The organism is Flavobacterium sp. AK-345 (assembly GCF_058310175.1).
In genome coordinates, this window is record NZ_JBZEER010000005.1 from 300,210 (window position 1) to 313,651 (window position 13,442).

Consider the following 13,442-nt stretch of genomic DNA (forward strand, 5'->3'; position numbering starts at 1 on the left):
TACATCAAACCCGACAGGTTTTAAAAACCTGTCGGGTTTTGCCTTTTAAATAATTTTTACTTTTTAGCCCAATCGTACTTATAGTCAGTGAATGCAAACAGAGACTGTAAACTTTTTTTTAGGAAAACTTAAAAATAAATTCTTTCTAAATTGAATAAACAGTACTTTTGCAATCGTAAACAATAAAAAAGCTTTGAAGCGAATTTTCATCATATTTATTTCCTGCATGCTTTTAGTGCCATCTTTTGGCAGTTTTTTTGTTTATACATCATTCAAATTAAACCAGGAAGAAATTTCAAAAACCATCTGTGTACAACGAAAAATGGTTTTTAACAGCTGTAACGGTCGATGCGAACTTCAAAAAAGTTTAAAAAAATATTCCGATAACGAAAAAAGAATGCAAAACAACCTGAAAGAAAAAGCAGAAGTTGTTTATATCCAGAGTACAGCCACAAATAATTTCAAATTAATAGCACCAATCGAATCACAAGCCAAACTTTTTGCTTCATTCGATACTAAACCAATTTCGGTTTCAAATGCTACCTTTCATCCTCCATCCTATTTTATATAAATTTTAGCTACACTTTTCAGTTCAAACCTGAAAAGATTTTTTCTTGTCTTAAAGTCAGGAAAAACACATGTTACTTTTAAAATTTATATAATTTAAAATGAAAAAAATATACTTTACCCTATTACTAATAGGGCAATGTGTCTTCGCACAAAACGAAGTGAAACAAGACACTACAAAATCCCAGGAACTTGAAAACGTTTTTATAACGGCTAATCGTACCGCTACTTTACGTAAAGAAACACCTGTTGCCATTAGTAAAATAACGGCAAAAACAATCAACGAAACCAAAGCAACAGCTGTTTACGAGATCATAAACAAAACACCCGGAGTTTTAATGGTCAATTTAGGAAACGAACAGCACATGATGTCGATTCGTCAGCCAATGACAACAAATGCGTATTATTTATATCTGGAAGATGGTTTGCCAATTCGCCCAATGGGAATTTTTAATCATAACGCATTATTAGAAATAAATCAATATAACTTACAAAGTATTGAAGTGGTAAAAGGCCCGGTTTCTTCATTATACGGACCTGAAGCAGTTGGCGGTACCATCAATTTAATTTCGCTGAAACCACCCGTTGATCCTGAATTTAAATTTGGAGTTCAGGCTGATAATTATGGCTACCATAGATTTCAGGCTGCCGGTGGTGCAACAATTGGAAAAATTGGTTTTCATATTGCCGGAATTTCAAGTCTGCAAGAAAATGGCTGGATGACGTATTCTGATTACAACAAAGATAATCTGAATGCGAGAATCGATTATAACATCTCTTCTTCTACCCGATTAATCAGCAATACTATGTATGGAAAATATTATTCTGACATGAGCGGAAGCGTAAACGAAGATGCTTTTAATAACAGAACTTATAAAAGCACAACCGATTTTACTTATAGAAAATCTGATGCTTTAAGAACACGATTGACATTAGAACACGATTGGAATAGTAATTCAAGCAGTTACATTACAGCCTATTTGCGTGACAATAAATTAGGTCAAAATCCCTCATATGGTATTAAATGGAGTCCGACTATAAATCCGACAACGGCAAAAGGAGAAGTTAATTCTAATAATTTTAAAAGTTACGGAGCAATCGGGCAGCATACTCAAAAATTTGATTTCTTAAATACTAAAATTGTTGCAGGAGCCTTATACGATTATTCGCCTGTTACCTATTGGTCTTATGTAATTGATTTGAAAGCAAATTTAAATCCCGGAGAAACAGGAAAGCAAACTGTAGATTCTTATGAAATTATTGCAGAACACCCTGATTCTAAATTAGCAGATTACACAGCCGATATCTTCAACACGGCTGGTTATGCACAAGTAAGTATTAATCCGATAGAAAAATTAGTCATCACTGTTGGCGGTCGTTATGATAATATGAAAGTGAATTATGATAACGCATTGGATAATTCTACAGGAAGTAAAGTTTACGACAAAATGACTTTTAAAGCCGGTGCAAATTATAATCCATTTGAATTTGCCGGTTTTTATGGCAATTATTCGCAAGGTTTTGCTCCTCCCGGAATTACCTCTATTTTTAGAACAAAACCCGGAACTGGCGGAACAACTGGTGTTCCTGCTGATTTCTATTATAACCTGGAACCGGCAACTTTCAACAATTATGAAGCTGGCGGATGGTTTTCTTTCCTTCAAAATAAATTAAATTTTGATTATGCTTTCTATTATATGGAAGGAAAAAACGAGCTGTTAAACATTAAACTTGCTGATAATTCAACTGATTATCGCTCGGCTGGGGAGACACGTCATAAAGGAATTGAGTTTGGAGTCTCTTATCGTCCTTCAAAACAATTGAACTTTCGCCTGGGCGGAACTTATGCTCAACATACTTATATTGATTTTAAACTTTCTGACAAATCGACTGATCCGGTTCAGGATTTAAACGGAAAAGAAATGCCGGCAGCACCAAAATGGTCTGGAAATTCAGAATTAAGTTACTACCCAAACTGGCTTCCGAATTTAAGAACTTCTGTAGAATGGCAACTTGTAGGAAGCTATTATCAGGATCAAATCAACACTATAAAATATGGCGGATACAATTTGTTTAATGCAAGAGTTGGCTATCAATGGAAGGGAATAGAAGTTTACGGAAATGTATTAAACTTAACCGATAAATTGTATGCTTATAATGTTTCAAGAGCAAATACCACAAATGCACAACCAACCTATACAGCTGCAGCGCCAAGAACTTTTGTGTTTGGAATTCAGTACAATTTTTCATTAAAAAAGTAATATTAAAAAAAATTGAACCATTAAGGGATTAAATTTCATCAAGCAAAACTTAATTTTCTTAATCTCTTAATGGTAAAAAAACATAATTAGACAAATAAAAACAACTCAAATATGAGCAAAGAAATAAAAGAGAAAAAGTCTAAAAAGATCCCGAAGACTATCGGGACTAAGATTGTCAAGAAAATCAAACAACATATGTATAAGTGGCATCGTACAATTGGGTTGATTACAATTATTCCTGTAATCTTCTGGACATTATCTGGTTTGATGCATCCGTTTATGGCGCATTTTTTCAAACCTGAAATTGCCCATGACAAACTGGAACAACAAATTATTGATAAAAATCAATTACAACTTTCAATTCAGGAAGTTTTACAGAAAAACGAGCTAACACAATTCAAAAATTTCAGAATCGTTTCTTTTAACAATGCAACTTATTATCAGGTAAAAACGATTTTTGGTGAGTTATGGTATTTTGATACCTCAACAGCTGAAAAACTAGACAATGGAGATCAAAAATATGCAGAATGGCTCTCAAGATATTTTTTAGATGATCAAAAAAGTGCCATAACAAAAAGTGAAGTTGTTACCGAATTCACTTCGCAATATAAATATGTAAACCGCTATTTACCAGTTTACAAAATGACTTTTGATCGTCCTGATACAATGGAGGTTTATGTAGAAACTTCTTCGGGTAAACTGGCAACTTATAATCCAACTTCAAGACAATGGTTTATTTGGTTTTTTGACACTTTTCATAACTGGTCGTTTATAGATGCTATTACAAACAATAGTATCCGTATTATTACAATGATTTTCTTATTATCCATCATTGGATTTTCTGCCTTGAGCGGGATTTTGATTTATGGTTTATTATGGAAACAATTCAAAAAGACAGATAGTTTAGCACCAAAAAAAGGATTGAGAAAATACCATCGCCAAATCGGAATTTGGGTTTCTCTTTTTACGTTGACATTTGCTTTTAGCGGCGCATATCATGCCACAACAAAATGGACGCCGTATACTTTATCGCAAATGATTTACGAGCCCACTTTTAAAACCAAAGAAATCTCTGTTGCTAATAATGCTTTAAATTTAGATTGGAATCGTTTTAAAAACGCAAGTATTATTACTTTAAACGACACAACATATTTCCGCTGTCAATTATTAGAAAAAGAAAAGTTTAAAAAACCAAAAGGAGATTCAAATTCAAAATGGAACAAAAAAGGCGATAAAAAATCTGAAGTAGTTTATATTAATGCGGATACAAATAAAATTACGCCCAATATTGATTTGGAATACGCTGAATTCCTGGCTTATTATTTTACAGATGGCGCTCCAAAAGCAGCATGCTGTGAAATGGTAGAAAGTTCAGACGAACCCGAAACATCATTGGAAAATGCAAAATTATTAGAATCAAAAGTTTTAACTGATTTTGAAAGCCGGGAATATGGTTTTGTCAACAAAAGATTACCCGTTGTAAAATTGGCATATGATACTCCCGAAAAAACAACTTATTTTATAGAAACCGCCACTTCAAGACTGGCCGCTAAAATTGAAAGTTCTGATATGGTTGAAGGCTATTCGTTTGCTATTCTCCACAAGTTTTTATTTATGGATTGGGCCGGAAAAAACATTCGCGATCTGACAATGGTACTGGCTGCTTTGACCATTTTGATTGTTAGTATCCTTGGGTTTATTTTGTTTTTGAAGAGATAAACACATCAACAACCTGCAAGGTTTTCCAAACCTTGTAGGTTTAAAAAATCCAAATTAAACACCTACAAGGTTGTAAAAACCTTGCAGGAAAACCAAACTACCTCGGATTTTCTTCAAAATAACGCGCTTCTATTCGCTTAATATCTTTAATCGAATTTTTAGCCCAAGCCAAACGTTTTTCCAGAATTTCATTTTCTGATAATTGCCAATCGATATCTGAATTACGCAATCTGTTTGTCAGGTTTTGAATAATGATTGCGGCTGAAACAGAAATATTCAAACTTTCTGTAAAACCAACCATCGGGATTTTAAGAAAACCATCTGCTTTTTCTAAAATTTCTTCTGATAAACCATCTCTTTCTGTTCCAAAAAACAAAGCACTTGGTTTTGTAATATCGAAATCCTCCAGTAAACAGTCATTTTCATGCGGAGTTGTCGCTATAATTTGATAACCCTGATTTTTTAAAGTTGAAATACAATTGGTTACCGAATCAAACTGATTGATGTCAACCCATTTTTGAGCACCCATTGCAATTTCCTTGTCGATTTTTTTTCCGTAACGCTGCTCGATCACATTGAGTTCCTGAATTCCAAAAACCTCACAGCTACGCATAACGGCACTTGTGTTATGCATTTGAAAAACATCTTCTACAACAATTGTAAAATGTTTGGTGCGGTCTCCAAGTACTTTTAAGAATTTTTCCTTACGATTGTCTGTTAATATATTTTCAAGAAAAGCGAGGTAATCTAAATCAATCATTTTAAATCTTATTTAAAGCAAAAATACATTTTAAAAGAAGTATTTGAATTGCTTTATTTCTATTTTTTACTAAAAATCCCATCTATTATACCTTCAAAAATAACATCTCTCACTGTTTTATTTTTTTCTTGTTCCGGATAAATAGGCTCAGGTTTTATATTACTCAATTCTCTTTTTAGAAGTCTATTAGTATTGGTAAATGAATAATATCTCTGCGCCTCAATTTTCGTTGGAGTAAAACCAGGTTTAGGATTGTAAATAGAAAACTCAACAGGAAAATTTAAGTACTTATGATAATCTACAGTATAATTATCACTTTTAAAAAATTCAAATTTTTCCATATTCCCATTATAACTAAAGGAATGAATTCTATTAATTTTTGATTGGGCAAATAAAACGGTATTCAAAAAAAAGACTAGTAATACAATCAACTTTTTCATGGAATAAAAATACTATAAAAAGTGACGGAAAAATATATTATAATTCAATAAAACTATTATTGAGCTTTTCATGCAAAAGATTAACTTCTGTAAAATCAACTTGTAATTCTTCTTCCTTAAAAGAATCACCTTTAAAAACAGTGTTTTCATTTTTTGAATGCTTCTCTAATCTTTCATACATTTTATCAAGTTCATTATTAGCATAATCAACATTAATAAAGGAGGTAAATTTCTCAACGACATTTTTCATTCCTTCATTATAATTCAGTTTAATTACATTTTGATCTGTTTGGGAAAAGTCGAGAAATCCCTGAAAATATTTCTCTAAAACCAAAGCTCCATATTGATGAAAACTAATTTCGTTCATTTCTTCTTCGGAAATTCCAAAAACCTGAAAAGACAATAAATTCGGAACCATGTGCATTCCTGTCAATTTTTGATGCGATTTTAAAACCTCTGTCGGATTTCTGTAAAGCAATGCAAAAGGTATTTCAGGAAAAATTGATCTTAAAAAATCAGCATTAAAAATATGCCATGCATCCAGTTTTATAATTAAATTCTTTTGTTCCGGAAATCTTCTCTGACCTAATAATGTTATTACAGCTTTTAAAAGAGAAGCTTTTTTTCTCCGATCAAATTTATCACTTCTTAAAATTTCATCGATAATGGGCGCTTCTGAGATCATGATATTTTCAGAAGAAGTTGCCAAAGACTGACTCAACATTGTAGAACCACATCGTGATACGTGAAATACAAGCGATTTTAGTTCGACAGAAAGTAATGCAGCAGACCAATCCAGGAGATTTTCTACAGTTGTAATTACTTTAAATGGCTTTGAATTATAAGCATGACTTAGGCATTTTGCAATTGTTTCATCAAAAAAAGGTTCTGCATATTTTATATCAGCCAGATAAATCCATTCAAAATAAATTTCGTTGTCTTTTTCTACCAGCTTATAAGGAATCCAATTTAAAAGAGGGTGATTTATATTTTCCATTCTATATTTTATTCTGCTAATAAATCAGCAATAATTTTAGCGTTAACTTCTGATGAATTTCGGGAAAGTTCATCAATAATTTGCTGTTTTACTCCATCAGAATATGAAGTAGTTTCTGGAGAGAAATGGAGATCAAAACCCATTTCTGCAAATAATTTATCAGACCAATCGTTTCTGATACAATCAAGTGTAAGATGAATGCGCGGTTCTGTACTTTTATTTTCGACGCTATGCGGAAGCTGAAAATTGGCATACCAGCACTCCCCCATTTTCATCGGAACCCGTTTTTTATCCACATAAAAAAACACTTCCTCATTTGTTATAATTGGAATGTGAATTCTAAAAAAACCATCTTCATAAGAAGTATCATTGTCTACATGTTCTTTTATTTCGCTTCCTGGTCCTAATCTCAACAATCTTACGGCTTCTTTTTCGCATTGAAACCAATCCATAATTTCTTTAAAATAATCACAGCGATCCAGCAGATTGGTGTTTTTATGTTCTGTATTTGCAAAAGATGTAATATCATTGACCAAACCAGATTGCGATCTTAATGAGACGCTTGTCCAATTTCCTTCATAACGATTGGTATTAAAATGGGGCGTCCATAAATCATTTTCGCATATAGCGAGTTCTTTTTGTAATTTATCAATAGAAAAAGAAATCGGAAGTTTACTAGAAGAAGGATTCATATGATTTTAAATTAGATTAGGCCAAACCAGATATATTATCAATTATAAAATTATAGAGTTTATTTGTCGAAAAAGGCACCGTTTCAAAATCGGTTTTTAATATTAAATCGGCACTTGAAGGGATTTCAAAAACATCGCTTATTCCTGTAAAGTTGTTTATCTTATTACTGTCATGATCTGGCAATAAAGCTTTTTTATACAACCCTTTCGGATCTCTTTCGATTAAATTATTTATAGAACAATCCAAAAATACAGTTCTGACAAATTCATGCATTCTCAATTCATTTCTCAGGTTTTCGTATGGATTTATTACTGACATCAAAACAATCGTATCTGTTTTAATAAAATTTTGTCCTACATTAAAAAGGCGTCTGACATTTTCGCATCTGTCATCTTTAGAAAATCCTAAATCTTTGCAAATCGTTTCTCTGTAAACATCACCGTCAACAATTTCGGCTTTATAACCATTTTCAATTAACAAGCCACGAACATTTTGAGCCAATGTCGTTTTTCCTGAACCTGATAATCCTGTAAATTGTATTAAAATCATGGCGAATTTTCTTTGATTTTTTTTAACCTTAAAACTAAATAATTTGTAAGAATGAAACAATAAGTATAAATACCCTTTTATTGTTTGGCTAAATCATTATTTTTATCTTTTAATTAAATAAAATGAAAAAGAAACTTGTTGTTTTAACCGGAGCAGGAATTAGTGCCGAAAGCGGAATAAAAACTTTTCGTGACAGCGATGGTTTGTGGGAAGGTCATGATGTTATGGAAGTGGCAACGCCGGAAGGCTGGCATAAAAATCAGGAATTGGTATTGGATTTTTATAATAAAAGACGTCAGCAGCTTAAAGAAGTTCAGCCGAATTTAGGGCATCAAATTTTAGCCGAATTAGAACAGGATTTTGATGTTCATATTATTACGCAAAATGTAGATGATTTGCACGAGCGCGCCGGAAGCACAAAAGTGTTGCATTTGCATGGAGAATTACTAAAAGTAAGAAGTACAAAAAATCGTGATTTAATTCTCGATTGGACAGACGATTTATATACAGGCGATTTTGACGAAAACGGACATCAATTACGTCCGCATATTGTTTGGTTCGGCGAAGAAGTTCCTGCACTCGAAGAAGCGATCGCAATTACAGAAACCGCAGATTATTTTGCCGTTATTGGGACTTCATTACAAGTTTATCCTGCCGCAGGATTAATTTCATATACGTATAGCACTACGCCGGTTTTTTATATTGACCCAAAACCAATCTCGATTCCGAATATTCAAAACAAAGTAGAAGTTATTGCGAAACCGGCATCTGAAGGTGTTGCAGTTTTAAGAGAAAAATTATTTGAAATAGAAAAGAAAATATGATATTTCAAAGTTGGTTACACTATTTATCGGAGTACAATTTAGGGAGCTTATTTGTTTTCTTTTTGATTGAAAATCTAACGCTGATTTATCTGTCAGTCATTTTGGCAAAAATCATAGAATACGATAACACCATATTAAACAAAAAAGACCGCAAATGGATTATTGCAACTTTGTTTTGCAACACAGTAATAACCCTTTTAGGATTTGAATTGTATCAATATAAAATTATCAAAATAGATTTTTCGCCATCTCTTTTCTCCATATTATTCGACACTTTTATATTGATTGTTTTAATGGACTTTTTTATGTTTTGCTTTCATTTTCTGGCACATTATTTAAAATGGTTCAGCCCTATTCATAAGCTTCATCACACACATGTCGAAACCAGTGTTTACAGCCTGTATGTACTTCATCCTATAGAAACTTTGGGTTTTGGATGTATTTGGTTGTTTTCGATTACAATACTCGATTTCAATTATCTCAGTATTATTATTTACCTGATTTTAAATTTGGCTTATGGTATATTTGGTCATTTAAAAACAGATATTTTTCCTGAATTTTGGTGCAATAGTAACATCACAAAATGGATATCGACAACCAAATTTCATTCTAATCATCATAAAAATGAAGCTCATAATTTTGGTTTCTATTTTACAATTTGGGATAAAATTTTCAAAACAATCATTTAATTTTAAAGTTCATATATAATAACGCTTCGGTAATTTTCAGAAGTTTTAACAATACCTTATATTTGCAACTTTCGAACAAACAACATAACAATGACTACTTTAAACGAATTGAATGCTATATCGCCAATTGACGGAAGATATAGAAGCAAAACCCTTTCATTAGCACCTTTTTTCTCAGAAGAAGCTTTAATCAAATACCGTGTATTGGTTGAAATTGAATACTTTATTGCCTTGTGCGAAGTACCATTACCACAGCTTTCTGGTGTAAATCCAAGTTTATTTGACAGTTTAAGAGACATCTACAAAAAATTCTCTACTGAAGATGCACTTTGGATTAAGGAAACTGAAAAAGTTACCAACCATGATGTGAAAGCAGTAGAATATTTCATTAAAGATGCTTTTGAAAAATTAGGCTTATCTCAATATAAAGAGTTCATTCACTTCGGATTAACTTCTCAGGATATTAACAATACAGCAATTCCGCTTTCTACAAAAGAAGCTTTTGAGCAAGTTTATATGCCGTCGTTAATTGCTTTAATTTCTAAATTAAAAGAATTAAGCGTAGAATGGAAGGACATTCCGATGTTAGCTCGTACACACGGACAACCGGCCTCCCCTACTCGTTTGGGTAAAGAACTTTTGGTTTTTGTAGAGCGTTTAGAAGAGCAAATGCGTTTGTTGTTTAATATTCCGTTTGCAGCTAAATTTGGTGGTGCAACAGGAAACTACAATGCACATCATGTTGCTTACCCGCAAATTGACTGGAAACAATTTGGTAGTAAATTTGTTCAGGATGAACTTGGTTTACACCATTCATTTCCAACAACACAAATAGAACATTACGATCATTTTGCTGCATTTTTTGATGCTTTAAAAAGAATCAACAATATCATTATCGATTTAGACCGTGATATCTGGACGTATGTTTCAATGGATTATTTTAAACAAAAAATCAAAGCAGGCGAAATTGGATCATCTGCAATGCCACATAAAGTAAACCCAATTGATTTTGAAAACTCTGAAGGAAATTTAGGAATTGCAAATGCTATTTTTGAACATTTAGCAGCTAAATTACCAATTTCAAGATTACAGCGTGATTTAACAGACAGTACTGTTTTACGTAATATAGGCGTTCCTATGGGACACACCATTATTGCTTTTGAAGCATCTCTTAAAGGTTTAAATAAATTACTTTTAAACGAAGGGAAATTTGCTGAAGATCTGGAGAAAAACTGGGCAGTTGTGGCAGAAGCAATTCAGACTATTTTACGTCGTGAAGCGTATCCAAATCCATACGAAGCGCTGAAAGGTTTAACGAGAACCAATGAAGCTATTGACAAAAAAGCAATTCATAATTTTATTGCTACTTTAGAGGTTTCTGATGCAATTAAGGAAGAATTAATGCAGATAACACCTAGTAATTTCACAGGAATTTAAAGAAAACCTAAAATAATTTACCAAAAAAAGCTATCTTTATCGAGATAGCTTTTTTATTTATATATAAACCCTATCGGGAACTAGTCCAAACTTGTTCACTTAGCTTTTATTTTTGTAGTTCAGTGAATTTATCTGAGAATGAAAGTTTTTTTGTAAAAACTATATTTTTTTGAGTAAAAGCTTGAAATGGAAACCCTGAACTAGCTCCTGAACAAAAAAATACCTTGTATGATTGCCTTAAACGCCGCTGCGGAAACTACACACCACTTAAGACCTTTAATTAGTGATTTGGGATTAATCCTGATTACTGCCGGAATAGCCGTGCTTCTTTTTAAAAAAATGAAACAACCGTTAGTTCTGGGTTACCTAATCGCAGGATTTTTGGCCGGAAATCATTTTGATTTTTTTCCGTCTATAACCGAAATGAAAAGTGTGGAAGTCTGGGCAGAAATTGGAGTAATCATTTTGCTATTTAGTTTAGGACTCGAATTTAGTTTTAAGAAACTAATGAAAGTTGGTGGAACCGCATCTATTACAGCTATTACCCAAATAGTAACTATGGTCCTCGTAGGTTATTTGGTTGGGCAATGGATGGGCTGGTCATCAATGGATAGCATTTTCCTGGGGGTAATTTTATCAATTTCTTCGACAACAATTATTCTGAAAACATTTGATGAATTGGGTGTAAAAGCACAAAAATTTGCCGGAATTGTAATTGGGTCTCTTATTGTTCAGGATATTGTAGCCATTTTGATGATGGTTTTACTTTCGACTATTGCGGTAAGTCAGCAATTTTCAGGAGGTGAATTAATGATGTCTGTTTTAAAACTAATATTCTTTTTGACGGTTTGGTTTGTAGGCGGAATCTTTTTTATTCCAACACTTCTTAAAAAAACAAAACATTTATTGACAGATGAAATGCTGCTTATTATTTCATTGGCATTGTGTTTAATGATGGTAAGTTTTGCAGCAAATGTTGGTTTTTCTCCTGCATTGGGTGCTTTTATAATGGGTTCTATTATTGCCGAAACCACACAGGCTGAACATATTGAACATTTGATAAAACCTGTAAAAGATTTATTTGGTGCGATATTTTTTGTATCAGTTGGAATGTTAATTGATCCAAAAATGTTATACGAACACGCTGCTCCTGTCGCCATATTAACGGTTGTAATTATAGTTGGCCAATCTGTAAGTTCAACAATAGGAGCTTTACTTGCCGGACAGCCTCTAAAACAATCCGTACAAACCGGAATGAGTTTATCGCAAATTGGTGAGTTTTCGTTTATTATTGCAACACTCGGAATGACGCTAAACGTTACAAGTTCTTTCTTATATCCGGTTGTTGTAGCAGTTTCTGCTATAACAACATTTACCACGCCATTTATGGTAAAATATGCAGTGCCTTTTTCTGAATTTCTGGAACGAAAATTACCTAAAAAATGGGTCAAAAACATCAACCGTTATAGTGTTAATGCCCAAGCCATAAAGGCTGTTAGCACTTGGCAAAAAGTAATGAATGCTTATATTATTCAAATCATAATACACACCATTATTATTGCTGCCATAATTTTATTATCGTCTAAATTTGTAGCGCCTCTGGTTGCCGATACAAGATTTGGAAATACTCTGGCAGCTCTTATTACATTAGTTATAATTGCACCTTTTTTATGGGCGCTTTCATTGCGACGTGTGGCTGTAGAAGAAGTCGAATTATTATGGGAAGAACGTAAATACCGAGGTGCCTTATTAATGTTGATTTTAATTAGAATGAGCCTTGGTTTGTTTTTTATTGGTTTCCTATTAAACATTTTCTTTTCTCCTTTAGTGGCATTTGTGGCTTTGATTATTGCCATTGCAGCTTATCAATTATTCCCGAAAAAACTAAATGAACAATATCATAAAATTGAAAGTCACTTTTTAAAGAATTTAAACGATCGCGAGAACAAAAAAATCGACAGACGTTATGCTAATCTAATGCCCTGGGATGGTCACATGTCATTTTTTGATATTGGAAGAGAATCTAATCTGGCCGGAAAAACATTAGAGGAATTAAGAATTCGCGAGCAAATGGGAATTAATATAGCCTACATAAAAAGAGGGGATGTCACTATTTCTATTCCGACTAAAAATGAAAGAATATTTCCGGGAGACGAAATTTGTGTAATTGGTACAGATGCACAGGTTACTGAATTTACAAAATACCTCAACCAAAATGAAATCGACGACGCTCAAACGGTAGAAGAATCTCAAATTGTTTTACGTCAATTAGAAGTTGCTGATGAAGATTTTATCCAAAAAAGCATTGGACAATTTAGAACTAAAACTAATGGAATGGTCGTAGGAATTGAAAGAAACGGAAACAGAATCCTAAACCCTGAATCGCATTTAATTCTCGAAAAAAATGATATTATCTGGGTTGTAGGTGATAGAAAAAAAATGAAAGAGTTAATTAAGAAATAGCTTTTTAAAAGTATCTAAGGTGCTAAGTCTCTAAGTTTCTGAG

General features: G+C 32.8%; 12 protein-coding genes. 7 read left to right on the forward strand and 5 right to left on the reverse strand.

The window, feature by feature from the left end; translation table 11 throughout:
• Positions 1–193 precede the first annotated feature (193 nt).
• From AC4FQ3_RS11965 to AC4FQ3_RS11975, 3 genes are all read left to right on the forward strand, one after another.
• Positions 194–571: a hypothetical protein gene (locus AC4FQ3_RS11965; RefSeq protein ID WP_491181997.1), complete on the forward strand. Its 378-nt coding sequence runs from the start codon at positions 194–196 to the stop codon at positions 569–571.
• Between the two features lie 97 nt (positions 572–668).
• Entirely contained in the window at positions 669–2,828 is a 2,160-nt protein-coding gene (locus AC4FQ3_RS11970) for a TonB-dependent receptor (protein WP_491181998.1), read from the forward strand.
• 111 nt (positions 2,829–2,939) lie between these two features.
• Positions 2,940–4,547, forward strand: coding sequence for a PepSY domain-containing protein (locus tag AC4FQ3_RS11975; RefSeq protein ID WP_491181999.1), 1,608 nt, complete (start codon positions 2,940–2,942; stop codon positions 4,545–4,547).
• Between the two features lie 97 nt (positions 4,548–4,644).
• Here the strand turns inward: AC4FQ3_RS11975 and AC4FQ3_RS11980 are convergent, their stop codons facing one another.
• From AC4FQ3_RS11980 to cysC, 5 genes are all read right to left on the reverse strand, one after another.
• The gene (locus tag AC4FQ3_RS11980) at positions 4,645–5,307 is read right to left on the reverse strand and encodes a TrmH family RNA methyltransferase (protein ID WP_491182000.1); all 663 of its coding nucleotides are present in this window, start codon (positions 5,305–5,307) and stop codon (positions 4,645–4,647) included.
• A gap of 59 nt (positions 5,308–5,366) precedes the next feature.
• Positions 5,367–5,648 carry a hypothetical protein gene (locus AC4FQ3_RS11985; protein ID WP_491182001.1) on the reverse strand — a complete coding sequence of 94 codons (282 nt, stop codon included), beginning with the start codon at positions 5,646–5,648 and terminating at the stop codon, positions 5,367–5,369.
• A gap of 136 nt (positions 5,649–5,784) precedes the next feature.
• On the reverse strand, positions 5,785–6,744 hold the full coding sequence (locus AC4FQ3_RS11990) for a sulfotransferase family protein (RefSeq protein ID WP_491182002.1): 960 nt from the start codon (positions 6,742–6,744) through the stop codon (positions 5,785–5,787).
• Positions 6,745–6,752: 8 nt separating this feature from the next.
• Positions 6,753–7,436: an aspartyl/asparaginyl beta-hydroxylase domain-containing protein gene (locus tag AC4FQ3_RS11995; protein WP_491182003.1), complete on the reverse strand. Its 684-nt coding sequence runs from the start codon at positions 7,434–7,436 to the stop codon at positions 6,753–6,755.
• Between the two features lie 16 nt (positions 7,437–7,452).
• Positions 7,453–8,046: an adenylyl-sulfate kinase gene (gene cysC / locus AC4FQ3_RS12000; protein ID WP_491182004.1), complete on the reverse strand. Its 594-nt coding sequence runs from the start codon at positions 8,044–8,046 to the stop codon at positions 7,453–7,455.
• Positions 8,047–8,108: 62 nt separating this feature from the next.
• On the opposite strand from cysC, the gene AC4FQ3_RS12005 reads away from it, so the two are divergent.
• The 4 genes from AC4FQ3_RS12005 (at position 8,109) to AC4FQ3_RS12020 (ending at position 13,399) form a co-directional block, all read left to right on the forward strand.
• Entirely contained in the window at positions 8,109–8,810 is a 702-nt protein-coding gene (locus AC4FQ3_RS12005) for an SIR2 family NAD-dependent protein deacylase (protein ID WP_491182005.1), read from the forward strand.
• Between the two features lie 101 nt (positions 8,811–8,911).
• On the forward strand, positions 8,912–9,499 hold the full coding sequence (locus tag AC4FQ3_RS12010) for a sterol desaturase family protein (protein WP_491182006.1): 588 nt from the start codon (positions 8,912–8,914) through the stop codon (positions 9,497–9,499).
• A 90-nt stretch (positions 9,500–9,589) separates the two neighbouring features.
• Positions 9,590–10,936, forward strand: coding sequence for an adenylosuccinate lyase (gene purB, locus AC4FQ3_RS12015; protein WP_463460049.1), 1,347 nt, complete (start codon positions 9,590–9,592; stop codon positions 10,934–10,936).
• Positions 10,937–11,164: 228 nt separating this feature from the next.
• Positions 11,165–13,399, forward strand: coding sequence for a cation:proton antiporter domain-containing protein (locus AC4FQ3_RS12020; RefSeq protein ID WP_302097265.1), 2,235 nt, complete (start codon positions 11,165–11,167; stop codon positions 13,397–13,399).
• Positions 13,400–13,442 lie beyond the last annotated feature (43 nt).

Coding starts and splice junctions, on each gene's coding strand:
- AC4FQ3_RS11975 (WP_491181999.1), top strand. CDS start 2,940: ATGAGCAAAGAAATAAAAGAGAAAAAGTCTAAAAAGATCCCGAAGACT.
- AC4FQ3_RS11980 (WP_491182000.1), bottom strand. CDS start 5,307: ATGATTGATTTAGATTACCTCGCTTTTCTTGAAAATATATTAACAGAC.
- AC4FQ3_RS11990 (WP_491182002.1), bottom strand. CDS start 6,744: ATGGAAAATATAAATCACCCTCTTTTAAATTGGATTCCTTATAAGCTG.
- purB (WP_463460049.1), top strand. CDS start 9,590: ATGACTACTTTAAACGAATTGAATGCTATATCGCCAATTGACGGAAGA.
- AC4FQ3_RS11985 (WP_491182001.1), bottom strand. CDS start 5,648: ATGGAAAAATTTGAATTTTTTAAAAGTGATAATTATACTGTAGATTAT.
- AC4FQ3_RS11995 (WP_491182003.1), bottom strand. CDS start 7,436: ATGAATCCTTCTTCTAGTAAACTTCCGATTTCTTTTTCTATTGATAAA.
- AC4FQ3_RS11970 (WP_491181998.1), top strand. CDS start 669: ATGAAAAAAATATACTTTACCCTATTACTAATAGGGCAATGTGTCTTC.
- AC4FQ3_RS12005 (WP_491182005.1), top strand. CDS start 8,109: ATGAAAAAGAAACTTGTTGTTTTAACCGGAGCAGGAATTAGTGCCGAA.
- AC4FQ3_RS12020 (WP_302097265.1), top strand. CDS start 11,165: ATGATTGCCTTAAACGCCGCTGCGGAAACTACACACCACTTAAGACCT.